Source organism: Methanosarcina subterranea, assembly GCF_055385895.1.
The window spans coordinates 3,017,479-3,044,181 of record NZ_AP042426.1 but is presented as its reverse complement, the minus strand read 5'-3'; the positions used below and the strand labels follow the sequence as shown (position 1 = coordinate 3,044,181).

At 39.5% G+C, this 26,703-nt stretch carries 14 protein-coding genes and 2 pseudogenes; 11 read left to right on the top strand and 5 right to left on the bottom strand.

Going from position 1 to position 26,703, the window contains the following annotated elements; translation table 11 throughout:
• The first annotated feature begins 40 nt into the window (after nt 1-40).
• The 6 genes and pseudogenes from mtbB to ACZ5A8_RS13265 all read left to right on the top strand — a co-directional run bounded on the left by mtbB (nt 41) and on the right by ACZ5A8_RS13265 (nt 9,893).
• A pseudogene (gene mtbB, locus ACZ5A8_RS13290) lies at nt 41-1,444 on the top strand ([dimethylamine--corrinoid protein] Co-methyltransferase).
• A 288-nt stretch (nt 1,445-1,732) separates the two neighbouring features.
• The gene (locus tag ACZ5A8_RS13285; protein ID WP_464529610.1) at nt 1,733-3,178 is read left to right on the top strand and encodes an APC family permease; all 1,446 of its coding nucleotides are present in this window, start codon (nt 1,733-1,735) and stop codon (nt 3,176-3,178) included.
• Between the two features lie 533 nt (nt 3,179-3,711).
• Nucleotides 3,712-6,219 carry a histidine kinase dimerization/phosphoacceptor domain -containing protein gene (locus ACZ5A8_RS13280; RefSeq protein ID WP_464529608.1) on the top strand — a complete coding sequence of 836 codons (2,508 nt, stop codon included), beginning with the start codon at nt 3,712-3,714 and terminating at the stop codon, nt 6,217-6,219.
• A gap of 150 nt (nt 6,220-6,369) precedes the next feature.
• The gene (locus tag ACZ5A8_RS13275; RefSeq protein WP_464529606.1) at nt 6,370-7,551 is read left to right on the top strand and encodes a PGF-CTERM sorting domain-containing protein; all 1,182 of its coding nucleotides are present in this window, start codon (nt 6,370-6,372) and stop codon (nt 7,549-7,551) included.
• 135 nt (nt 7,552-7,686) lie between these two features.
• Nucleotides 7,687-9,301 (top strand): annotated as a pseudogene (locus tag ACZ5A8_RS13270) (IS1182 family transposase).
• A gap of 133 nt (nt 9,302-9,434) precedes the next feature.
• A complete protein-coding gene (locus ACZ5A8_RS13265) occupies nt 9,435-9,893 on the top strand; it encodes a hypothetical protein (protein WP_464529604.1) in 459 nt (152 codons plus the stop codon).
• Between the two features lie 310 nt (nt 9,894-10,203).
• Here ACZ5A8_RS13265 and ACZ5A8_RS13260 read toward each other — a convergent pair whose 3' ends face one another.
• From ACZ5A8_RS13260 to ACZ5A8_RS13250, 3 genes are all read right to left on the bottom strand, one after another.
• Entirely contained in the window at nt 10,204-11,490 is a 1,287-nt protein-coding gene (locus tag ACZ5A8_RS13260) for a transposase (protein WP_464529292.1), read from the bottom strand.
• Between the two features lie 555 nt (nt 11,491-12,045).
• Entirely contained in the window at nt 12,046-12,933 is an 888-nt protein-coding gene (locus ACZ5A8_RS13255) for a hypothetical protein (protein WP_464529602.1), read from the bottom strand.
• 867 nt (nt 12,934-13,800) lie between these two features.
• Complete coding sequence (locus ACZ5A8_RS13250) at nt 13,801-14,001, bottom strand: hypothetical protein (protein ID WP_464529600.1); 201 nt, start codon at nt 13,999-14,001, stop codon at nt 13,801-13,803.
• Between the two features lie 1,158 nt (nt 14,002-15,159).
• On the opposite strand from ACZ5A8_RS13250, the gene ACZ5A8_RS13245 reads away from it, so the two are divergent.
• From ACZ5A8_RS13245 to ACZ5A8_RS13225, 5 genes are all read left to right on the top strand, one after another.
• Nucleotides 15,160-15,945, top strand: a complete 786-nt coding sequence (locus ACZ5A8_RS13245; RefSeq protein WP_229388267.1) for a helix-turn-helix transcriptional regulator — start codon at nt 15,160-15,162, stop codon at nt 15,943-15,945.
• Between the two features lie 149 nt (nt 15,946-16,094).
• Nucleotides 16,095-18,716 (top strand): histidine kinase dimerization/phosphoacceptor domain -containing protein, encoded by a 2,622-nt coding sequence (locus ACZ5A8_RS13240; protein WP_464529598.1) that lies wholly within the window; start codon nt 16,095-16,097, stop codon nt 18,714-18,716.
• Between the two features lie 3 nt (nt 18,717-18,719).
• A complete protein-coding gene (locus ACZ5A8_RS13235; protein WP_464529596.1) occupies nt 18,720-19,148 on the top strand; it encodes a response regulator in 429 nt (142 codons plus the stop codon).
• A 1,007-nt stretch (nt 19,149-20,155) separates the two neighbouring features.
• The gene (locus tag ACZ5A8_RS13230; protein WP_464529594.1) at nt 20,156-20,662 is read left to right on the top strand and encodes a response regulator; all 507 of its coding nucleotides are present in this window, start codon (nt 20,156-20,158) and stop codon (nt 20,660-20,662) included.
• A 244-nt stretch (nt 20,663-20,906) separates the two neighbouring features.
• Nucleotides 20,907-21,041, top strand: coding sequence for a hypothetical protein (locus ACZ5A8_RS13225; protein WP_464529592.1), 135 nt, complete (start codon nt 20,907-20,909; stop codon nt 21,039-21,041).
• Nucleotides 21,042-21,182: 141 nt separating this feature from the next.
• On the opposite strand, the gene pap is transcribed toward ACZ5A8_RS13225, so the two are convergent.
• Together pap and ACZ5A8_RS13215 are read right to left on the bottom strand one after the other, a co-directional pair.
• The gene (gene pap / locus ACZ5A8_RS13220; protein ID WP_322222680.1) at nt 21,183-22,694 is read right to left on the bottom strand and encodes a polyphosphate:AMP phosphotransferase; all 1,512 of its coding nucleotides are present in this window, start codon (nt 22,692-22,694) and stop codon (nt 21,183-21,185) included.
• A gap of 3,368 nt (nt 22,695-26,062) precedes the next feature.
• Nucleotides 26,063-26,527 (bottom strand): hypothetical protein, encoded by a 465-nt coding sequence (locus ACZ5A8_RS13215; protein WP_464529590.1) that lies wholly within the window; start codon nt 26,525-26,527, stop codon nt 26,063-26,065.
• Nucleotides 26,528-26,703 lie beyond the last annotated feature (176 nt).

Here is a 26,703-nt window from a genome sequence, read left to right as displayed (position 1 = left end):
CTAACTTTAGTTACTCTCATTTATTAATGGAGGATTAAAAATGGCAACTGAATATGCTTTGAGAATGGGAGACGGGAAACGTATCTTCCTTACGAAAGAAAAGATCATTGAGGAACTTGAGGCAGGTGTGGCAAATGCCGCCGACCTTGGTGAGATCTCCGGTCTGAGTGCCGATGAAGTCGACAAGCTTGCAGAAATCCTTATGATGCCCGGAAAGGCAGTCAGTGTGGAACACGGCATGGAAGTGCCTGTAACTCACGATATCGGGACTCTGAGGCTTGACGGCGACCAGGGTAACAGTGGTGTAGGTATTCCCTCAAGCCGGCTTGTCGGCTGCATGATGCACGAGAGGGCTTTTGGTGCCGACACCATGGAACTCGGGCATATTGACTACAGCTACAAACCTGTAAAACCCGTGGTCTCAAACGAATGCCAGGCAATGGAAGTCTGCCAGCAGAACATGGTTATCCCTCTCTTCTACGGTGCAATGCCTAACATGGGGCTTTATTATACTCCTGACGGGCCTTTCGAAAACCCCGGTGACTTGATGAAGGCTTTCAAAATTCAGGAAGCCTGGGACTCCATGGAACATGCAGCCGAGCACCTTACAAGGGACACTGTCTGGGTTATGCAGAAGCTCTTTGCCTCGGGTGCGGATGGTATTAACTTTGACACAACAGCTGCAGCAGGCGACGCTGACATGTACGGGACCCTGCACGCAATCGAAGCTCTCAGGAAGGAATTCCCTGACATGTACATCGAAGCCGGTATGGCTGGAGAAATGGTGCTTGGGATGCACGGGAACCTGCAGTATGACGGCGTGACCCTTGCAGGGCTCTGGCCACACCAGCAGGCTCCACTTGTTGCAAAAGCAGGCGCAAATGTCTTTGGGCCTGTATGCAACACAAACACCAGCAAGACTTCTCCATGGAACCTGGCACGGGCAGTAACTTTCATGAAGGCAGCGGTTGAAGCCTCCACTATCCCCTGTCACGTTGATATGGGTATGGGTGTAGGCGGAATTCCGATGCTTGAGACTCCCCCAATCGATGCCGTTACAAGGGCAAGCAAGGCAATGGTCGAGATTGCCGGCGTAGACGGCATATAGGTCGGGGTCGGCGACCCTCTGGGTATGCCGATCTCCCACATAATGGCTTCAGGTATGACCGGGATAAGAGCAGCCGGTGACCTTGTTGCAAGGATGCAATTCTCAAAAAACATGCGCATCGGCGAGGCAAAAGAGTACGTGGCAAAGAAGCTTAATGTCGATACAATGGACCTCTCAGACGAACATGTCATGAGAGAACTGCGTGAAGAGCTCGATATTGGCGTGATCACCTCAGTCCCGGGTGCCGCAAAGGGCATTGCTGCAAAAATGAATATCGAGAAGGTTCTCGATGTCAAGATAAACTCCTGCAATCTATTCAGAAGACAGACCAGATAAACAAACTGAATAACAATCGGATTTGCACAAAGAAATTGCCATAATAGCTAAGAACAGGTATCAGGAACCATATAAGGGACCTTATCTCCTCTAGAGTCCTTCAGGAAAAAGGGCGAAACTTTCTCGGGAAGCTGTAGCAGGCTGACAAAACCCTGAGCATCTTTCCTTTCTGGCTCCTGAATATCTTTCCGTTTCTTCGGCTTGCAGGTCTTGCAGGCTTATTTATGCTGCAAGAGCTGTGCGAATCGTCAGGCTATGTCAACAAACAGTAATGGAGTGTGTGTTGAAATGAGTGATGAAAAAAGTGAATCCGGGGGGCTTCAGCGGACAATTGACTGGAAACAGGGGCTTGCAATCGCTCTTGGTGTTCCTGTGCTGATCCTTCCATCTATCGGTTACTTTGCAAGCTATGTCTGGGCTTTTGCAATCATTATATGGGCACTTTCTGTCTTCCAGGGCTTCATGCAGAACTTTGCTTATGGTGAGCTTGCAACAATGTTCCCGAAAGCTTCCGGACTGCCCGGATATGCCCAGAGCGTTTTCAGGGCAGGAGGCGGAAATAAACGTTATGAAAAGAGTAAATTGCTTGGAGGTTTCAGCGCCTGGAGCTACTGGTTTGCCTGGAACCCTGTGCTTGCTATCTTTTCAATCCTTATAGGAAGCTACCTCAAAGGGCTTGTCCCTGCATTTGCCGGAGTGCCTGACCTGGCTCTATACCTTGCGTCCGGCGCGGTTGTATTTTTGTTCCTGATCCTTGTAAATTACCGCGGTCTTTCAGGCGGAGCAACGCTCGGGTATATCCTTGCAGTGCTTTCGCTTGCCCCGCTTATAATTATCTCTCTTGCACCCTTCGCAACAGGGCACTTTGAGCTGAGCAATATCACTGGCGCCTGGCTTCCGACGGACTGGACCTGGGATATGGAGCACATCCTTATCCTGTTCGGGCTTATGGCAATGGCCCAGTGGAGCGCCTGTGCATGGGAAACCGCAGCTATCTACGGACCTGAGTATAAGAAGCCGAAGTCTGACGTGCCCAAAGCCCTCTTTATCTGCGGGGCAATCTGCCTTGTGACCTTTATCCTTGTCCAGGCAGCCTGTACCGGAACCCTGGGTATCGAAGGAATCCTGGATGAGCCCTTCTCGCCAATGCTTCCGCTGGCTCAGATGACTCTGGGTCCCATAGGTGCGTCCCTTACCATCCTCATGCTGATTGCGGCAATGGTTCTTATTATCCAGACTGCTTTCCTGGGAGCTTCAAGGGCTATGTACTCCATGGCTGAAGAAGGAAATCTGCCAAAGTTCTTTGGAAAGATGAACCTGCACGGAACCCCGGTTAATGCAATGATTGTTATTGCCCTCTTTAATATGGGTTTCATCTTTCTGGGGACGCCTGCTGCTATCCTGGCAGCATCTGCAATCGGATATGTCTGTGCCAATGGGATCAGTCTTTTCGCATACGTAAAAGCAAAGTTCGACCCCCGTTTCTCGACACTTGAAAGGCCCTTCAAGGCTCCGGGAGGCTGGCAGTATGTTGCCGCTCTCTTCGGGATCTTTAACCTGCCTCTGTGTCTAATAGGGATTATTTATCTCAATAGCCTTGAGGTGGGCTGGACTTCCACAATAGTCGGTTTCGTAATGCTTTCCCTTTACATCCCGCTCTGGTTCTATTCCCAGAATGAGAACCCGACCAGGGTTGGAAAAGAAAACTCTGTAACAGGCGAAACTGTAACATAAGTTTTAATGGGGTGCAGAGATATGCCCTGCACTCTTCCTATTTACCGTATCCAGTTATTTTTATCGTATCCGACTTTTTACCGGACTTGCTTTAATTGATACTATCTTAAACAAAACTACCTCAAAACAGTTAATCTGAAAACAGGCAACGTGTTAAATAAATGTAAAACAAGACTTCTCTACTGGAATTTTGAGTTCCATTTTTGAGGTTTCTTGTGGGCGTTTTTTAGGAGTATTTAAATATTTTAAGTGCCCATAAAATTTAATTCTTAAAAACCTGATAGCTCCTGACTTTTTTCTCAGATTAGTAAATTCTTCTGATTAAAAAGAGCGTTCCAGAATAAGCATGCAGAGGATAAACATGCGGAAATTAAAAGTTTCCCTGCACAGATTCTTCTGCATAATTATAGAGATATCCTGTATAATTATATAGTTAATAACTGGTTTTTCTCATAATCCATGGCGTGGAAAAATTACTCTCTTTTTCCCTGCTGGTAGCTAAAACGAGATAAATAAAAAATGAGGATTAATAAATGTTTAGCAACACCCCGCTAAGAACAAAAATGATCGTTTATACCGTGCTCGGGGTTTTTCTAATCCTTACGGCTTCCACAGCTGTGATCATTTCCACGGTTACAACGCAGGAAGAAAAGCTGGCTTACCAGCAGTCAGTTGAGATGGCTTCCAACTATGCAAATCAGTTCGATACGGACATGAAAGCCAACCTTGTCATTGCAAGGACAATCTCCACTACGATGGAAAGTTATGAGACTGCAGACCGGGATGAAGCCCTCCTTATTCTGGAAAATCTGCTCCGTGACAACCCTCACCTCCTCGGGACCTATGTGGATTTTGAACCCGATTCTTTTGACGGAAAAGACTCAGAATACATAAATGCGCCTGCTCATGATAAAACTGGCAGGTTTGTTCCTTACTGGAATAAAATAAACGGGACTGCTTCAGTTTCCCCTCTTCTTCATTATAATACTTCGGATTACTACCAGCTCCCAAAGGCTACGAAAGGGGATGTGCTCACTGAACCCTATTTTTATGAAGGAATATTTATAGTGAGCTATGTTTCTCCAATCATTAAGGACGGAAATTTTGCAGGGATTGGAGGGGTTGATGTTTCCCTTGACTATGTGGACGAGGTAGCAAGCAGCATTCGGACTTTTGATACCGGATACGCTTTTATGGTAAGCAATACTGGAATTCTTCTTTCCCATCCGACCCATAAGGACTGGATAGGGAAAAAGCACCTTTATGATTTTGAAGGGCAAGAAATCAAAAAAGCCGCCCTTGATGTAAAAAACGGAATTAGCGGGCGCCTTGAAACCAGGGATCCAGCCACAGGTAAAACCGTCATTATGTTTTACGAACCTGTTGAGACCGGAGACTTTGCTTTCGTGCTGGTTGTCCCTAAGGAAGAAATGCTTGCCGGGGTAACTGACCTTAGAGACCGGCTTCTTATAATTTCTGCAATTTCAATCCTGTTCATGGCTGCCCTTGCTTATATGATCGCAAGATCCGTAACAAAGCCAATTAACAGAATTGTTGATGACTTCAAGAGCATTGCCGAAGACGCGGTTAAAGGAGAACTCGGAGTAAGGGCTGATACGGATGTGGAAGTCGATTTCCGGGAAATCCCTAAGGGCTTAAATGAAATCCTGAATGCTGTGGTGATCCCTATCCGGGAAACCATGAGGGTGACCAATGCCCTTGCAAAAGGGGAATTGAAGGAAAGGGTCAATGTGGATGTATATGGAGAATTCAGGGAACTTGAAGATACCCTCGATAAGTTTTCCGAGACCCTCAATATGATTATTGATGACTCAAATGCTGTCCTTACGGCTTTTCAGCATAATAACTTCAAGAGGCCTATCCGGGTGCAGGGACAGGGAGATTTTAAACTTCTCACGGATGGGATTGAAGAGACCCGCCTTGTTCTTGACAGGGTCACAACCCAGCGCAGAGAAGCAGAAAAAGCCTTAATTGAGTATGCGAGGAAGCTTGAGCACTCAAACAGGTTAAAAGAAGAGATGGAGCTCATAATTAATAACAGCCCTGTTATCGTTTTTTTGTGGAAATACGAGGAAGGCTGGCCAATAGAGTTTGTCTCGGAAAACGTTACAAGGCTCGGGTATGAAGTAGAGGACTTTACCTCAAGGAAAATCCTTTACGGGGACATAGTCCATCCGGAAGACATGGAAAAAGTTGAGGTCGAACTTGCAAGAAATGTGGGATCAGGCTGTGAAGATTATAGTTCCGAGTATCGTATCCTTACCAGGTCAGGAGAATTCCGCTGGGTGGATGAAAGGACTTTCATACAGAGGGACGAAAAAGGCGAGGTCCACCTGCAGGGTATTATCCTTGACATAACCGAGCACAAAAAGGCTGAAGAGGCTCTTTTGAAGATGGAAGAAATCCGCAAAAAAGAGATTCACCACAGGATAAAGAATAACCTTCAGGTAATCTCAACCCTGCTATACCTCGAGTCCGGAAATTTCAACGATGAAAAAGTAATCGAGGCTTTCAAGGACAGCCAGCACAGGGTCAAGTCCATGGCTCTTGTTCACGAAAAACTCTACCAGTCCGAAGATATGATAAGCGTGGACTTTGCAGACTACATCCAGAACCTTGCAAATTATCTTTTCGGGGCATATTCCGTAGGTGATAGAAATATCAGCCTGAGACTTGATGTTGATAATGTTTTCCTTGGCATGGATACGGCTGTTCCCCTGGGCATCATTATCAATGAACTTGTCTCAAACGCCCTTAAGCATGCTTTCTCAGAGGGGGAGAGCGGTGAGATTTGTGTCTGCCTCAAAAAAGAAGAGAAAGGAAATTGTTTTTCTCTCATTGTCAGGGATAATGGCAGAGGCTTCCCTGAAGAAATCGATTTCAGAGAAACTGATTCCCTGGGCTTGCAGCTTGTGATCACTCTTGTGGATCAAATTGAAGGAAGCATTGAACTTAATACGGGTGAGGGAACCGAATTCAGGATAAGATTCAGGGAATTGAAATACAGGCAGAAAATATGAGTGTTGCTATTATAGTCATCTCTACAATTAACTGCACTTTCCTACAATTAACTGCACTTTCGAAAATTATTTAAGGTTATTGTTCTTATTTATATGTGTAAATATTTCCTGGCGTGACTATAAATGAAAAAAACAAAGACGGAGAAATAAATGATAAATAAAGAAAAACTGTTTACAATAGCCTTTGCTTTTGTGTTCTTAATTTCCTTTACATCTGCAGAGTCGGCAGCTTCTACACAGCGCGTAGATGGTCAACTTACCCTCACGGAAACTCCAATTGTCACAAATGAATCATATCAGATAAACCCTTCCATCTATGGTGACAGGATAGTGTGGCAGGATAATCGCAATGGAAACTTCGATATCTACATGTACAACCTTTCCACTTCCAAGGAAACTCAGATCACCACCAATGAATCGTATAATAGCGATCCTGATATCTATAATGATAAGATAGTGTGGCATGATGACCGCAATGGAAACTTCGATATTTACATGTACAACCTATCCACCTCAAAGGAAATCCAGATAACTACCAATAAATCCGACCAGGCTTACCCTGCTATCTACGAGGACAAAATCGTGTGGCAGGATCGTCGCAATGGAGATGAAAAATGGGATATCTACATGTACGATCTATCCACTTCCAAGGAAATCCAGATAACTACCAATAAATCAGATCAGACAGACCCTGCTATCTACGGGGACAAAATCGTGTGGATGGATAGTCGCTATGGGTTCGATATCTACATGTACAATATTTCCACTTCCACTGAAACTAAGATTACCACCAATGAATCATATCAGGAAGATCCTGCTATTTACGGGGACAGGATAGTGTGGCGAAATATATTCCCGGAAAATGGAGACACGGATATTTACATGTACGATCTTTCCACTTTTACGGAAACTAAGATCACAAACGATGGAGCAGTACAGAGCAGGCCTGCTATCTATGGAGACAGGATCGTGTGGGAGGACTTCCGCAATCCTTCCGAAGGCAACAGTACCTTTTATATCCCGATCAAAGCCGATATCTACATGTACGACCTCTCCACTTCCAGGGAAACCCAGATCACCACCAATGCACAGCAGGAAACGCCTGTTATCTACGGGGACAGGATTGTGTGGACAGATTATCGCAAAGGTGAACAAAACCCCGATATATACATGTGCACTATTTCAGGAGAGGGATCGGAAGCCGGAGTCGCAGGGGAGGGATCGGAAGCCGGACAGGAAAATGAACAGAATGAAAGCCTGAGAACGCCTGGTTTTGAAGTGATTTTCGGCGTGGCCGGCTTGCTTGCAGCATTTCTGTATAAAAAAAAGTAAAAAGCCATAAACGAAAATCAAATTGTGGGCAGCTACCCCACCCTAAAGAGGTTGTCCGACAATTACCTGTGATATTATAGTTTCTGTTTTGAATATATTGATTATTATATAATTTTATCATAAATATTTTGATTTATGGTGTTTATCAAATCATCAAAGAATCAAATTTGGATTTTACCTCCAGATATTCGAGATCTTATTCCTTCAGATCATATCTGCTACTTGGTTGAATCTTTTGTAGATAAAATGGATTTCGGTGAATTTGAAATAAGGTATGATGGTTCTGGACATCCTGCTTATCATGCATGCATAATGTGTAAAATTTTGATTCAATCGATGCTTGATAGAGCTCGATCATCGCGAGCGATAGCTCGCAATGTTCGAGAGAATGTAGTTTACATGTATTTGGCTGAAAACCTGCAACCGGATTTTAGAACAATCAGTGACTTCAGGAAAGAAAATGAGAAATTAATTACTAAACTGTTCAAAAACACAGTTATGGCAGCTAAAGATCTAGGAGTAATAGGTCTTGAGCAGTTAAGCACTGACGGATCCATGGTAAAAGCTTCTGCGTCAAAAAATAATGTGGTTTTGAAAGAGGTCTTGAGAGTTATTGGGGAATATGTCAACAATGAATTAAAAAAAGGTATTGAAGTAGACAAATTTGAGGATGAACATTTTGGTAACTGCCGTGGTTACGATCAGTTGAATGAAAGTGGAAAGTACAAGGTAAAAGCTGTAGTTGCGAAGTACACAAAGCAAGTAAATAAGGGTAATTCTAGTGACCGAAAAAAGAGATCGAAGACACAGTTGAAGAAGCACTTGATGAATTTGAAAAAGACAGTATTGAAAAAGTAAGCTTGACTGATAAAGAATCTCGTTTTATGAGAAACAAAAAGGGAGTATTTGAACTGGCATACAATGCTCAAATAACAGTAGATCATAAACTGGGGATTATTGTTGCAAATGATATCTGTCAAGATAGAACTGATACTTATCAATTGAAACCACAGATTGAACTTGTGGAAGAAAATTGTGGTTTGCTAAAAGAAGGCACTAAAATATGTGCAGATAGTGGATATTACTGTGGAAATAACATACATTATTTAAATCATAAGAAATTGGACCCATATATTCCCGAGCAAAAAGAAGTAACTAAAACAATAACAGAAAACATTGAAGACAACAGATTCGATATTGGTAATTTTGAGTATGATGAAGAAAATGATGAATTTATTTGCCCTGAAAATCAAAGATTGAAGTTTTTGTATGAGGGTTATGAGAAAGAAAGGAAGAGAAAATACAGACTTTACAAGGGAATTGAATGTAAAAAGTGTGAATTCAGCAAAAATTGTACAAAAAGGATGGATGGAATTAGGCATTTAAAAGTAGCTCAGTTTTCAAAAGAAAGAAAGCAATCAGCAGATAAAATGGAAACAGAAGACGCTAGAAAAATATATGGGCAAAGGAAGCAGGTAGTAGAACCTGCAATTGGAAATTATAAAGAGAATTTAGGGTTTAGAGAATTTTTAACCAGAGGATTGAAATCAGTCAGAAACGAATTTAATTTAGTGTGTACTGCAGCTAACTTAAGGAAAATATGGATTTACTCAAGTAAAAACGAGATCATTGAAAGGGAAAATAGAAATAAATGGAACTTTTCATTTTAATATTTGGGCAATAAGAATCGAAAACAAATTTCATAAAAAAGTTTCAATCTACCAGCAGACGATTTCATTACTCACAGTAATTGTCGGACAGCCTGTGAAGGATGGGGTATTCGTGACCCTCCGCGCTCCCATTGTAATAAATAACTTAAATTTTCATATATTTTTACCTGATAATATATAGACTGGTCTATATAACCAACGGGGTTGAAATCTATGTCAACTCATATCGAGATCGATGGAATTATTGTACACGTATATGAATCAATATATGAATATGCGTCTCAAAATGCGAGCTTTTCTGATTATGCAGATGAGAAAATAGACGTGTCATCTATTTCTGATAAAGACAAGGAATCGAAGCTTTCGATAGTGGTTGTTCGACCGATATTACTATATAAGGACTTAAATTTTTCAGTCGGGAAACAGTTATTCGGTGGTGTAGAATTTCCTGAGACAATAGAAATAGATGGCTTAGAATATGCATTGGTAAATTTCGGTGAGCATGAAATCAGCTACCTGAAAGCCGATGTCGTAGACAAACCTGTGTACACCCTCATATACAGAACTGTGCAGGTTACTGATGGAGTGTATCTGTATGTCTATCCCTTCATTGAGATCTTCGAAACAGAGGAAACGGCGCAGGCAAAGGCCGACGAGCTGAACAACACATGAGGCAATATAACGATAAGTCACTTCCATTTTTTGTTGGGTTAAACGACAGTGGCTAAAAATTATGTAAAATCTAACGTCACTGTTCCTATCTGTAAATAAGAGTCTTTTTAATTTTTTATGGTTCTTCTCCAATTTTAAAAAAACAATTGAATTTCACCCAAATCCCTTAACATTTTTCCTCATTTTGGAAAAGTCGCTCCACTAATATCTAGATTTTGTACATCAATTTCTTATTTTTGCCATAATTATTCGATAGCTACCGCTGTAAAGCTGCAGATTAAAACTGAAAGTTTCCATTTACTCTTTACTTTTATCCATACTGGAATCTTGCCCTCATTAAGGGTGAGAATCCTTTCCATTTACCAGTACTGAAACACCGTTTGTTGAAATAAGTAAATAAATTGTAACAAAAATTAGTTAGGCCACTATCGGTTTTAAATGATCTTGCTTTGTCTACGATATCACCTATCAAAGAAAATATCTGTTCCATTGTATTATCTGTCTCAGGTGTAAACCCTTTTTTCAAGAAGCTTACATTTTTCTTGAAAATCTCTTCTGCATAAGAAATCGCTTTCTGAGACGCTTTTGAAAGTTCCAGATTAGAGTAGAATTCTCGTATCTTTTGAATACATACAACAGCACTGATGACCGTATCAGAACGTATCAACTGATATATTTCATTGGACACAACCTTATCATTATCTGGAATATCTTCAACAGAGTTGAATTCTTCATAGTATCTCTTGCTAACGTTTTTTAATTGATGAAACACACAAAAGGAGTGAGCTACTTCAGGGAAGACACTCTTTACAGCTCCAATGATTGCTTTATCTTCATCAGAAACAATTTTTTGTATTTTGCCTTCAGGAAATCGGTTTTTTATTCGTCTGAAAAGAGGAATCAGAGCTTCAATCGTTGGTAATCTGTCAGTTACCTCAAAATCCAAAACTACCTTTTCTTTAGTAGCAATAACGTAAACAGATTGATATCGCATTTTTTTCCATTCTTTTTCTGTAAGCTTTCTTCCAATCAACTCTTCAAGTCTCTTTTTCCAGCCTTTTTTGATCCAATCCCCATCAACATACAATGTTTCATCAAAGCCAATCTCTTGATCTAAAAGTTCTTGCTTTGAAAGTTCTGCATGTTTCTGTTCATATAACCATAATGAAGTTGCACAAGGAGCTCTACCACAGAAGGCTGTCAAGCCTTCTGTATATGTTTCTCCAATTTGCCGAGAATTGTGTAGACTGCATCGTCCATCATATCTAACATTCATTTGTTTATCATAATATTCAGAACTGTAATTTGCAGAACCAGGAACACCAATAATCTGATCATGAAAAGGTTTCTTACAAACAGGACAAAACCAGTATGTAACATTGAGAGCTATAGTGCCGTGACTTGATAAAATAAAACGAGTGTAGTGAGAGTTCACATGTAACTTATTGCCACAATCAGCACAATGAGTAGGAGATAATACGGAAAACATAGGATAGTATCGATTTCCAACCAAAACTTTTGGCAAAGGAATCATTATTTTACCGTCAACTACCGTTTTTATCATTGACTTATCTATTGCGACATTTCCTTTTCCCATAAATAGAAAATTTATCTCAATATAATTAAAATTTTATTGTTTTGCATGATTTATGGAGAAAATATGAAGACCAGAAAATAATAAAAAGTCTCGTAAATAAAGATTCCAATAATACGGAGCAAGAAAGGAAAGCTCATTTACCCTTTAAGATTCGGAATGTATCTCTCGAGTGAAAAGGCAGATTATTTGGATAAATTCTTTTTAGCCCTGTAAAAATACTCTTAACTCCATTCTACCAAAGGACCTTATAAAAGTAAATTGGAAAATTGCTCCTTATTTTTTGATTCTTTAAACATAAGATAAAAAATAATCCATGTAATTAAAAGTTTAATTCAGAGGTATAGTTAAAAAAATATATAGCTCAAGATTGAGAGCAAGCAGTCATGCTCCAAAGTATCAATTACGCTGGATCAGTATGACTAATTGATCAACTATTAAACCCTCAAGATGATCTATCGAATTGACAACCCGGGTTTGAGATATCTATGGTATTAGATGCTGGGTAAAGCCGCACAATATGCGGCTCTTTTATCTTTACCCAGATCATCATAGACTTCACTGCTGTGGCTGCTGTGTCTTTTTCTGCCCTTGTCCTCCCTCGGCTTTTTTCGTTTCACCCTCCTGATCAGATTTAGCTTCAGCACCAGCTTCAGCGGAGGGTGAAAGCACAGATATACCAGGGAGCAGACCACCTCCGATGTCCTTTGTAGATTCCGTGACCTGTTTGAGAGTATCGCTTACAGTATCAGTGAGGCCACCTAGATTACCCAGGCCTCCTCCGCCAGTCTCCTGTGGTTGCTGTACCGGTTGTGGCTGCTTTGCGGTTTCTTTAGGCTCTTCCTCCTCGGGCTCTTCCTCCTTTGGCTGCTCTCCAGCCTGTCCGAGACCTCCTGTGAGACTACCCACAGCCTGTCCGAGACCTCCTAAAGGCCCTCCTCCCTGCTGTGGCTGTTGTCCCTGCTGTGGCTGTTGTCCCTGCTGTGGCTGTTGTCCCTGCTGTGGCTGTTGCTGTCCCTGCGGTACAGCCTGTCCTGCCGTATCTGTGACCTGTCCTGCAGTCTCCTTTGCCTGCTCTCCAGCCTTCCCGGCAGTCTCCTGTACCTGCTCTCCAGCTTTCCCTGCAGTCTCCTGTACCTGCTCTCCAGCTTTCCCTGCAGTCTCCTTTGCCTGCTCTCCAGCTTGCCCTGCTGTTTCCTGTATCTGTTCTCCAGCTTTTCCTGCAGTTTCCTTGGCCTGTTCTCCAATCTGTTGTGCCTGCTGTCTGGCTTGTTCTGCAGCCTGCTGTGCCTGCTGTCTGGCCTGCTGTGCTTGCTCTGCAGCCTGCTGTGCCTGCTGTCTGGCCTGCTGTGCCTGCTCTGCAGCCTGCTGTGCCTGCTTTGCAGCTTCCTTGGCCTGATCTTCAGGTTTACTAGTTTCTCCTTCTTCTTGAGCCTGAGCGCTCATGATATTCCTCCTTTCTAAAGTCTCTTTTCAACTTTGGAGAATGATCACAGCTATTGCTCTTTCTCAATGAGCGTAATCCGAAAAACTCTTAAAATTATCGGCATTACTAGCCGTGATACCCCCACTCCAACTACTTTATAATGATACTATTATAATAATGAGCTAATTCCTCTTAAAACCTTCATCATAATGTTTTTGAGAAAAAAGCCTGATGGTACAATATTTGAGATAATTATCAATATTATAGGCATTAAACGAAGAAAATAGCTGAAACACAATTATCCAGATTAAAAAATAGGCCAGGGATAATGGCTAGTGTCGCGACAATTTAATTATTGAACATAATATTTTGATAGTTTGTTATCGGTATAAAGGGATCATAGCTTATTAGGTGATCAATAATTAAATTTTCATGACACTAGGCTCATGTGATTCAGAGAAAACTGAGATATTTCTTTATAGTTCAGGCATAGATCAGCCAATAATTAGGGATGACCAAATACAAAAGAATGAGAAAAAGCCGGCTGGAAAAAAACTTTTATGAAAGTAGAATCCGTCAGGAAAATAAGGAAAAGAAGATATTTCAGTATTTGAACCAGCATTTCTTTTTCTATTTGCTTTATCCAGATGGGAGAAAGGAAAGGCTAGCTGCATTGAATCAGGTTAAGGTAAATCTCTGAACCTGATTATTTAGATCCTCTCGGTCACGACATGAGTTCAGGTTTGCCATATCTCAAGTCGCCATTAGAACCATTGTTTATCATGATCTTTACTTGAGACCCTGACCTCTGTCTGACCGGCAGTTTGCCCAATTAATTTCTCTCCAAACGGAGATATTTGGAGGAATACAACTGGCTTTTTCCGCTTTCAACTGACTTTCTCTCTTAATCCGTTTCCTGACGAATTGTCTTGATGAATCCCAAACCCACATGTTTTTTTATCGAAAACATTTTTAATATGCTTCCAAACAGATTTAATGAATTCACAAATTTGTGCACCGTTTATTTCGTGAGTTCCCAAACTCATATCCAGCACACTCATTGTATATTTTGAGATCCTTTTTGACATGTTACAAGTTTACATGTCTTCTTTCTTTGAAGCATCGGCTTTATGTGCAGGAATAAAGTCTTCCCTTCTTTTTAGCCTCAAATCATGTCAGGTTGAATCTCCTTTTCCTGACACCTCTCTTTTATATATCTGATAATATATAGCCCAACCTATGAAGTTTCTTCTGCTAGCTATGGTTGGAGAAGGAGACTCTGGATATTACCTTTTTCATGAGTTTTTTCAACGGCTTTAAAATTTTCTCAGGATTGAGATTGTAGATATAGATCCTGAAATAAATTCTGAAATAGAAAATCTAAATTCAGAAAAAACAGATGTAAATTCGAAATAATAAACGTAAATAGACGTAAATTATGAAACTCCAGATGCAAATCTTGAAAAATATCTTGAAAAATATCTTGAAAAATATCTTGAAAAAAGGATATCTGTTCGAGAGCCTTGAGGAGCATAACATTCCCACTTGCTATTCCCCTCTGGATGTCTCGTAATGCAATTGCAGGATAAGGAGCAGTAGACGAAAAGGCTGATCGCCATTTGATATTCAGCTATCGTTATGCTCCTTTTTTGTTCTCAGGCACTTAGAATTTTCCGGATTGGATTTATAGACTGGATTTATATCTATCCGGGGAGGTTTTTCTTTTTTTGAGGATGCAACAATATTTCTGGTTTTGCTATTTTTTGTTTAGATTATTATTTTACTGTTTTAGTGCCGTTTTCAAACTGCTAACTGGTTTATACCGTTTATTCCTCTTTGAAATGTGCCGGGTATATTCTCCAGACAATTTGACTGCACTGAACAGGTTTTACTTTCCCTGTGCCTGATTACTTTATAGTTTCAATAATATTTAGCCCAACCCTCAATGCTTTATCAAAACTTTCAGGTAAAAGAAAGAGTGAGAGGTAGATTCATCTGGCACTAGCTTTTTTGGCGCCGTTAAATTTTTTAAAAGGCTTAAAATGATCCTGGCTCAAAAAGTATATTTTTCAAGTTAAGTGGACGGTCCTTTAATTGCTTTTCCTTGATAGCGGATCATATAGCCTGTCTGATAGACCGAAAACCGTAAGTATTTTTCCATATAGTGTGGAAGGCATCAACCGATTAACCAGAGGCCACAAAAACATAACATATTAATAAAAGTTTATTTATATAAGGGAGTAGCAATGAGCTCCTCTTTATGCGATACTATCTGGCTTTCTGAAAAAAGAAAAAATCTCCTCCTTTTGCTTATGGAAGGACCAAGGGACATCGAGCAAATAAAGACCTCACTCAATGTGAATTCTAAAGCGATGATGCCTCAGGTTAAGATCCTGAAAAAGCAGGAACTGGTTCTCCAGAAAGGTGAGACCTACGAGCTTTCGGAAATCGGGAAACTGGTTGTAGGGAACATGCTCCCTCTTTTGAATACACTTGAGGTCATCGAGGAAAACAAAGAATACTGGGCAAGCCGGGATACCAGTGTCATACCCCATGATCTGTTCATGCGCCTCGGTGAACTTGGAGAATGCATGGTGATTGAGCCTGACCTGAACCATCTCTTTGATCTTCCCAGAGAGTTTACGGAAAACCTTACAAAATCCAGGTGCATCCTGAGTTCCCTTTCCTATTATCACCCTCTTTACCCTTCTCTTTATTCGAAGCTTGCAAAGAGTGAAGCTGAAGTAGAACTTGTACTGACGGAACCTGTATTTGAGAGGCTGAAAAATGACTCCCCTGACGATCTCAGGTCCCTTCTGGATTCTGAAAATACGATTGTAGTGGTCTGCGAAGAAAGCCTTAATATTCCTACAATTGCTGTCACGGACCGTTTCATGTACCTCTGCCTTTTTGACAGGCAGGGAAGATATGACCACAGAAAGGTGATGAGCTTCGATGCAAGTGCACTTCGCTGGGGCAGGGAGCTTTTTATGCATTATAGAAAATCTGCCAGGAAAGTAACGGAGATTTAATGTTCTGTTTAATATTTCCTGCTTAATATTTCCTGTTTAATAGTCCTGTTTAATATTTCCTGTTTAATATCATCGGTTTTTCAACACGATAGCCGCCGACCCATGCTCAGTCTTTCCCCAAAAAACCTGATTTGCGGGAGTCCAGTACTATGAGGTTAAAAAACGTCCCCCTGAAACCAAAGCTGGTTATTTTTATTGTTGTCGGAGTTTTTCTCATTCTTGCCGTATCTACAGCAGTTATAATCGGGACTGTGACCTCTCAGGAAGAGAAGCTTGCATATGAAAAATCCATTGAGATGGCAGGTAACTATGCAAACCAGTTTGATGCTCAGATGAAGGCCAACCAGGCCGTTGCAAGAACACTTGCGTTTACCATGGCTGAATACAGGGTTGCAGACAGGGAAGAGGCAATAGGTATTCTTGAAAACATCCTTAAAAATAATCCCACTTTAATCGGGGTTTATCTAGGTTATGAACCGAATGCCTTTGACGGCAGGGATAGGGACTATGTTAATGCCTCAGGGCATGATTCAACAGGCAGGTTTGTCCCTTACTGCAACAAGATTGAAGGTCCTGTAGCAGTTGAGCCTCTTGTCCATTATGATTCTTCTGACTATTACCAGTTGCCAAAAACTACTGGGAGGGATATCCTGACCGAACCCTACTTTTATGAAGGGATATTCATGGTGAGCTATGACTCTCCGATTTTTAAAGATGGGAAATTTGCAGGAATTGCCGGTGTAGATGTCCCACTTGAGTATGTAGACGAGGTAGCAAGCAGCATTCGGACTTTTGATACGGGATATGCTTTTATGGTAAGCAATACCGGTGTTTTTCTCTCTCATCCTACGCAGAAAGGCTGGATCGGAAAGAAAAGTCTCTCGGATTTCAATGTTGAAGAAATCAAAAATGCTGCAGCTGATATCAGGCAGGGGGTTGGAGGGCACATTGAAGTTAAGGACCCGACTACAGGTAAAACCGTCATTATGTTTTACGAACCTGTTGAGACCGGAGACTTTGCTTTCGTGCTGGTTGTCCCTAAGGAAGAAATGCTTGCCGGGGTAACTGATCTTAGAGACCGGCTTCTTATAATTTCTACAATCTCGATCTTGTTCATGGCCGCTCTGGCCTATATGATCGCCAGATCCATTACAAAACCGATAGATGATATTGTTGATGACTTCAAGAACATTGCACAGGAGGCTGTCAAAGGCAAACTGGATGTAAGGGCAAATACCGACGTGGAAATCGATTTCAGGGAAATTCCAAAAGGCCTGAACGAAATCCTTAGAGCCGTGATCGTGCCTATCCGGGAAACCATAAGAGTAACTAACGCCCTTGCAAAAGGTGAATTGAAGGAAAGAGTAAATGTGGATGTGCAGGGAGAATTCAGGGAGCTTGGGGATACTCTGGACAAATTTTCCGAAACCCTCAACAGGATTATTGATGACTCTAATGCTGTTTTGACTGCTTTCCAGAACAATGATTTCAAGCGAGAGATTCTTGTTCACGGGCATGGGGATTTTAAACTTCTTACGGACGGGATTGAAGAGACGCGCAGGGCTCTTGATCTTGTCACAACCCAGCGCAGAGAGGCAGAAAAAGCTCTGCTGGACTACGCAATGGAGCTGGAACGTTCCAACAAGCTTAAAGAAGAAATGGAACTAGTGATTAATAACAGCCCTGTGATCGTTTTTTTATGGAAATACGAACCCGGCTGGCCTGCAGAATTTGTTTCGGAAAATATTACACGGCTGGGGTATGAAGTAAAGGATTTTACCTCAAAGAAGGTTTTCTACGAGGATATCGTCCACCCGGAAGATATCGAAAAAATGCACGAAGAACTTGCAAGAAATGTGGAATCAGGCTGTGAGGTCTATACCTCAGAATACCGGATCTTCACCAGGTCCGGGGAAGTCCGCTGGATGGATGAAAGGACTTTTATACAGAGAGACGAGAAAAACGAGATCCATTTGCAGGGCATTATCCTTGATATAACTGAAAACAAGAAAGCTGAAGAAGTTCTGTTGCAGATCGAAGAAATCCGCAAAAAAGAAATTCATCACAGGATCAAAAATAACCTTCAGGTAATCTCAACTTTGCTATACCTCGAGTCCGGGAGCTTCTCAGACACAAAAGTAATCGAGGCTTTCAAAGAGAGCCAGCACAGGGTCAAGTCCATGGCTCTCGTTCACGAAAAACTCTACCAGTCTGAAGATATGGTAAGCGTAGATTTCGCAGACTACATTCAGGACCTTTCCAGCTATCTTTTCCAATCCTATTCAGTAGGAAATGGAAAAGTCAGCCTGAGGCTCGATGTTGATATAATTTTCCTTGGGATGGATACTGCTGTCCCTCTGGGTATTATAATCAATGAACTTGTTTCAAATGCCCTTAAACATGCCTTTTCCAGAGGAGATGACGGAGAAATCTGCATCCAGCTGCACAGGAACAGAAAAGGTTCTCACTCAAAAAGAGAAAATTATAAAAATGCAGAGGGTCAAGTTGCTAAGTGCGAGAAAATCGATTGTAATGGAATTAACAGCAGCACACAGGGAAAAAATACGTTAGAGGACAGGCTGACCCTGATTGTCAGGGACGACGGCAAAGGGTTCCCAAAATGCCTTGATTTCAGAAATACGGACTCTCTCGGGCTCCAGCTGGTGACCGCACTTGTTGATCAGATTAACGGGAGTATAGAACTTGATACCAGCAGGGGAACCGAGTTTAAAATTATTTTTCAGGAGCTGAAGTACAAACCAGGGGTGTAAGTAATGGCAGAAGGACGAATTCTGATAGTAGAAGACGAACATATCGTTGCGATGGGAATAAAGCGTATGTTGAAGGGCCTGGGATATACGGTTACGGGTGTCGCTTCATCCGGAGAAGACGCCATAAACAAAACGGAAAGTACCTTTCCCGACCTTGTGCTTATGGACATAATGCTAAAAGGGGAACTTGACGGTGTGGAAGCTGCAAAAGAAATCAAAGAACGCTTTGATGTGCCTGTGGTCTATCTAACTGCTTATTCCGACAGCAGTATTCTTGAACGGGTTAAAATTACCGGTCCGTTTGGCTATATTGTAAAACCTTTTGATGAAAAAGACCTGCACAGTAACATAGAAATAGCCCTGCACAGGTACAGGAAAGAAAAAGAAAATCCCGAAGAAGGAAATGAAGGTGAAAAACAGGCTGAAAAATAGTCATTGGAAGATCGGTCTTTAGAAAGATAAGTCATTATAATCTGTTAAGTCATTATAAACTTTTCAGCGTGCTCATTCTTAAGCTCAGATCTTCAACTCTGATTCAGCTCCATTATATGTCGACTTTTATTACCTGTTTTACAAGATTTGTTTTTATGGAGTTTGTTTTTATGGGGTTTATTTGTTGGATTTGTTTGTTAGATTTGTTTTTATGGGATTGTTTGTTGGATTTGTTTTTATGGGATTGTTTGTTGGATTTGTTTGTAGAGTTTTTTTGCGAGATTTTTTCCCTGCCGGCACCTTCCTATATTTGACTGATTCCTTCTGAATTTGAGTGCATCTTTTCTGGTTTTCCAGGTTATACCGTTATAAGATCTTGTAACAGGGAAAAAAGATAAAAAATTCCTTGGAAAGGGCAATTCTTGTAGTTAAAATTTTAGACGGCATCAAAATATCGTGTATCCCTTGCAATAACCTTTCGTTTCTGCACAGGACAAAGACTTGAAATTATCTATTCTCTTTTGTCAATACCGTATAGTGGAGGCTATATAGCATCATTTAAATATAAACTCCATATAAGAAAAACTCCCGGTTTGAGGCTCTCTTTGACCATATATTTTTCTACAGTTATAAATCCGCTGGACAGATAAAATGATGGTAAGCCGGAGGTCACACTGAGGATTTGCAAATTTGCAAATCATTAAGAGTAGTTATTCAAGAACACTATTGATTGTCTCTTATCTTTAGGGGATAGAAGGAATGTAAATTTGAAACTTGTGTTGATAGTATTTTTCGGAGTGGATGCCGCAGATCCCCTTTATGTCATTATTAAAGTGCCAGTTTCAAATGACTTCAAAATGCCTTTTCTTAAGGGAGGAAGATAAGATTTGAATCCAGTTGATAGAAAGATTGATAAAGATATCAGTAGTCAAACCAACAACTTCAGCAGGGTAAACAGGGGAATAAAAACAGTTCAGGTTCTGAAGTGCAAAACGAAGGTGTAATGAATGCCAGAAGGGCGAATTCTTATTGTCGAAGACGAACATATTGTTGCGATGGGAATAAAACGGATGTTAAAGAGTTTGGGATATACACTGGCAGGCGTCGCTTCATCCGGAGAGGACGCCATAAACAAAACGGAAAGTACCTTTCCCGACCTCGTGCTTATGGACATAATGCTAAAAGGGGATATGAACGGGATAGAAGCTGCAAAAGAGATAAAAACCCGCTTTGATGTACCTGTGGTTTACCTGACCGCCTGTTCAGAAAGCAAAATAGTGGAGCGTGCCTGGAAGACAGAACCTCTGGGGTATATTGTAAAACCTTTTGATGAGAAGGACCTGCAAAAAGGTATTGACGTAGCTCTGTGCAGGCACAGGGTAGAAAAACATGAGCTTGAAAACGGCTTTAATTATGCTGAAAAATATTTCGAAAAATCTGAGAAATCCATTGAAAAATGCGAAAAAGATCCTCGAAAACTTCCTGGATCTGTTGAGTGCACTGAAAGTCTTTAGAATTAAAAATAATCTCCCGAACTAATATTTATCGGGATTTTGATTACATATTCGACTTTGATCATTCTCAACCTTGATTATATTCAATTTTGATTATATTCAATTTTGCTTTTTATTACTTTTTGATCGTCCACTGTCAAGCAGTTGATATTTTGACACTTCATTTTTCCAGCGCGGTTGAAGATTGATCCTTAATTTGATCGAAGCCAATCGTCAGGCCGCGCGCGACGTTTATAAAGAAAGGTTGAAAGAAAGGTTGAAAGAAAGGTTGAAAGAAAGGTTGAAAGAAAGGTTAAAAGAAAGGTTGAAAGAAAGGTTGAAAGATGCCATTAAGGCTGCCCTTGAGCCTATCCCAAAACTAGGTTTCTTCTTAAATTAATAAAAAGTTTCAGAACTATTTTCCATGCTCATAAACTCGATTGATAGTTCAAAATTTGAGATTCAGAGACTCAATTTTGAGTTTTGGGATCAGCTCCTTTAGTAATATCAACCGACTAACTACGGGCCGCCTAATATTTGGTTATACACTTAATTCTTTTTCGATGGTTTCAACTACAGTTTTCAGAACCTTTACTCTTGAAAAGCGCTTGTCCCTGGATTCAATAACAATCCATGGGGCACCTGTAGTGCTCGTTTTCTGGAGCATCTCATCGGCTGCAACTTTATAGTCGTCCCATCTTTTCCGGTTTCGCCAGTCATCTTCTGTGATTTTCCATCGTTTTTCCGGTTCATTCAGCCGGCTTTCGAAACGCTCTAGCTGGGTTTCTCTATCTATATGAAGCCAGAATTTGAGGATGATTGTTCCGGCATCAGCAAGGATTTTCTCAAACTCATTGATCTCCCTGTAGGCTCTTCTCCATTCTTCTTCCGTACAGAAACCTTCTACTCTTTCTACGAGAACACGCCCGTACCAGCTCCTGTCAAAAACAGTTATATGTCCAGCCATAGGGACTGAATCACAGAAGCGCCAGAGGTACTGGTGGGCTTTTTCAGTATCATTTGGGGAACCTACAGGCACAACCCTGTAAAGCCTGGGGTTCAGTTCTTCCACAAGGCGGCGAATGTTCCCTCCTTTTCCTGCAGCATCCCAGCCTTCAAAAATTATTACAACTGATCGTTTTTGTCTAAAAAGTTCATACTGGAGGGCTTCGAGCCTGTGCTGGTAAAGCTTTTTGGACTCCCTGTATTCTTCCACGGAAAGGTTTTTTGAGAGGTCAGTCTTTTCCAGGGCTGAACCGTTAAGCACAGGAAGGTTAATAGTTGCCATGTCAAGGTATTTTATTGTCTGTTGCCCCGGAATCCCTGTTACCTTTTCAATATATGTCTCGATTGCATGAGTTACTGTTACCATGATTTTCAGGACTGCATAATTCCTGTCGTTTGCCTCGACTATTGTCCAGGGGGCATAGGGAACATCTGTTCTCTCAAGTATTTTTTCTATGACAGGCAGGTATTCATCATATTGATCGATAAAATCCAGCTCTTTTCCGTTTTTCCCTTCATATTCATCGATAATAAGGGGAATATCTCTTTTTTTTATCTCCTTGAACCGCTCTTTTTGCTCTTTTTCACTGATGTGAAGGAAAAATTTGAGCATCAGGTACCCATCGTCCGCAAGCTGGCGTTCAAAATAAGTTACTTCCTCCAGGATTTTTTCCAGGGCCTTTTCGTCTTTTTCTTTTCCGAAGAGCTCGATTATCGCTCTGCTATACCAGCTCCGATCAAAGATTCCAATCCTTCCTTTTACAGGAGTCCGCGCCCAGAAACGCAGCAGGAAAGGCTTAAGACGGTCTTCATAACATGGCCTGGTCATTGTATGGAAATCAAATCCCCTCGGGTCCAGAGGAAGGATAAAACGGTTAATATCCTCCCCCATTCCTGATGCGTGCCAGCCTTCAAAAACAAGTATAATGGGTATTTTCAGCTCCCATGCTCGCCGTTGAAGTTCACCGAGTTTAACCTCAAGTGCCTTCATTACCTTTTTATATTCTTCGTTTGTTATCGCCTGGGAAAGATCAACGTTTTCAAGCATATTTGAGCCCTTTATTATCTTTGAAACCTGATTTCTTATGGTATGTTGGAGTAATATTAATATGCAGGTAATAATTTTTGCCTTAATTTAAGACATAGAGCTCATCCAAAAACAATTTTATTCTCAAATCATAAATATTTCAGAACTATTTTCCCTGATCATAAACTCGATCTATTATTTGAGATACCGGATTCAGAGAAGCAATTTTGAGTTTGGGATCGGCTCATATTATAAGGATTCCAGATATGCCTGTGAGGTTTATAAACATCTATTTCAGATATTTCTAATGGCGTTAGTAAGTATGTCTAACAATATTATAGGTTATTATAGGCTAATTCACTATTTAAATTTTTGAGATAAATCGAAAGTATGTGGATATAAAGAAGTAATAAGTAAAAGACAAGTAAGAAGTAAAGGCAAGTAAGAAGTAAAGGCAAGTAAGAAGTAAAGGCAAGTAAGAAGTAAAGGCAAGTAAGAAGTAAAGGTAAGTAAAAAATAATAGTATTTTTCTATTTTACATGCATTATTTTAAGTTATTAACTGTCGTGTATAACCTGCCTTTTATAGATTAATTTTGAATATGTATTTTAAAAATTGATTAAATATATTCGAAATTTGCTATAATCTTATAAATATGTTTTTTATGCATAATTCAATTTGAATAGTCTACAGGGAGGGAGGCAAAAGTAGTTTTATAAATATAGTCTAATAATAGCTGAATAGGTTTGAGGCTAATCGCTATCTTTTTTAGGCTAACTGTTGTTTTTTCAGGAAGTTATTCATGAAAATATATACATAATTCAATACAATGAGGTATAAATTGGTTCTTTATCAAATATTATATATTAAATATCATATGTGACTTAGGGTATATCAAATGAATCCTTCACATGCAATTTTCAGACTATGTAAATCATAAAGTAGATACATTATTTCATATGTACATATTAATATATTTTTTACCACGTATTAACCAAAATATGACAATGGCTCAAGCTAAAAATATATGAATATATTATAAGACAATTATCATAAAATATTTGATTATGTGTATGCTTATGTATAGTTCAAATGATGTGATTAACTTTAATGCATATATAATGTTGAATACATTTCAAAATTTAATACATTACAGTAATTGTAATATCAAAATATATGTATTTGATAGAATGTTATTGTCTGGCTACCTACATATATTCTTTTATAAACTATTCATCGGGATATGTTCACAAATGTAGCATAATCATTGAGTGGATTCTAACATAATGCGTGCATTTAATGATATATTACTGGTAAATTACTGGTAAAATACTATCCCAGGGAGTTCATTCAAATAATTACTTATAAATTCATTATCCATTTTAATGAATATATTCGATTGTAATCTCAAATAATCATTTAATTTTAAGTTGATTATTTTTTGATGAATTTTTAATATAATTCTAATTCATTTGTATTCGGTTAAGGATTTTGAGCTGCGGATCTCGATTTCGACGGAAAAACTCAAACCCAAATGTTTAGTGTTTAAATTGAAATCGATATCAGATTCCAGTTTTGCATTTGATGAATAATTTAACAAATTTTATGAAAATCAATGCAAGTGATAACGATTTTTCCTTAACCGATGACCAATGAATTCTAATTATAGATAATTCTTCACTTCATTAAAAAAGATACTCAACAAATAAATCTATGTCTTAGAGTGCATAGATTATTTTTGAAGTTATAATCTATTTGCAGTCAATGGATTTCTAAGATCTCTCAATATTTATGGAAATTATTCATGTAGCTGCATTTTATTAACCTGTATTTATAATATGGTTTTTTAACTGAATAGGGTAGACTATTCAGTTCAAATTTCATTAGAAACACATAGGTAAAAAACAGGCATAGAAATCGATTTATCCAGCGGAGTCTTTATTAATGGAAAGCTATGTATATTTTTTAAGAATAATTGTTTAGAAGAATGGAATTAATAGAATGTTCTGTACATAGATACTATATGTATGGTTATAAAGATTCTCAGAATTATTTTTCCTCAATATTGTATCGTATTTAATATTGCGGTGATCGGCAGAAAGTACTCTATTCCTATAGTCTATGAAATAATTGACTTAACAAAATAAGGGGTTGATCAGGAAAATTCACCCAAAGCAAAATTGATTCCTATATGCTATAGGAATAATTCGTCAGAAGCATTTCACCGGATCAGAGATACGGCTTAAAGAGGGATACCTGAAATCAAAAATACTCCACATGCAAATGGATAATAATTAATGAGAAGATATATTAGAAAGTAGCGTTATTATTCAGCAAAAGCAGCACTTAGATGTTTTGAGAAATAATTACAGCTTTTTGTTTACTGAGTAACTCTATAATTCATAGCTCTGGAATTAAATAAAACATTTTCTTAAATAAGTCTTTTTCTACTTAACTATTTTATTACAATGGGAGCGCGGAGGGTCACGAATACCCCATCCTTCAGGTTGGGGATGAAGTGAACCCTCGCCTCTTTTTGGTTTCGCTTTAAATATCTTAATCGTAGCTCCTTTGGAAAATGATTGAAAATCGGACAGAGTATCGATAGCAGAGTTTCAATCACTTATATCAATGAAGCCATTTTAAAGGACACTGTAACTTATTTCCCGAGTAACCGGGCGGGCGGCCCGAAGCATACCCCATCCTTTAGGGTGGGGTGGCCGCCCGCAATTTGATTTTTCTATTAATTTTTTCAAAATATTATATTTTATAACTGAATAAGTATATATTTGCTACAATAACGATATTTTATTAACCTATTTTTATATATTACTATTTCGGTCCTAGCCTCTACACTATTCAATTTAAAAATAGGTAAAGACACATAGGTAAAAAATAAGGAAACAATACGAAATACTCTGGTAAAATACTTTTGTTTAGAATAAGTGACTTTTGTTTAGAATATTCGACTCAATATAATTTTTTATCCTAGAGAACTTTTTACTATGCTGCTATCTGGCTAATCATTAAATGATTACTTATCATAAGGATTTTTGGATAATATTCCCACTTTATTTCTCATCAAACTGATCCTCTATTAATACATCACATTTAGTACATTGTTATATTTAACATTATTATATTTGTATTCTCATTCAAACCTGTATTTTTTTATCCGGAGTCTTGTTTCTTAGTTTTTATCCCAATGTTCTGATTCAAAAAATAGTTACATATTTATCCTGAAATGGATTTTTACGTTATTGTTCTTTTTTAGCGATCTGGACATCTTAATTTCACGTAACTTTATATTATTTATCACATTTAAATTAATTTTAAGAATATCTCTATCCAGATCCTACTAAAAAAATAGATGTTCTCATGTAACAAAATTATAATTCTAGCTTTAAATCAAAAATTTCTTCAAAAAGCTCATATTTTTTGCGTGCCCTGTAGAGGTACTGGCGAACCGGAGTCCTGTCTTTTGCCCGGGCAAAAAGAGCTTCAATTTCCCCTTTTGAGAAAACTGCCTCAAGCTTTTTTATGGGTACGGCTTCAAGCTCTTCCCAGCTTTCAATTACGGGATTGCTTATAGGTATGGGGATGGGAAGGAGAGTTACCTGAGCCTCATCTACCCAGTTCCAGTCGGAATCATAAATGTTTGCGTAGAAGGCACCGCATGTAATACATTTTGTTATGACTGCTATATTCTCCCCTGAAGAATGGTAACTGAGGCTCATTATCATGGAGTCGCAAACAGTGCAGTTCCCAATCTCGTTTTTTTCCAGGCTATACGCAGGTATTCGGTTTTCTTCGATATAAAGAGTTTTTTCATTAAGGTCGTACCTATATTCCATATTATCCGCTCCTGAATGAGGCCTGAAGTCCCTGAAAGTGAATTTTTCTTTTTCCGGACTGGTATTTAATTTCCTCTTTGATTTCTGTTTAAGGTAATAACCCTATTAATAATAATCGGGTATAGATACTCTTCGTTTTTGGTGGGTAATTTCTAAATTTACAATAAAAAACATAC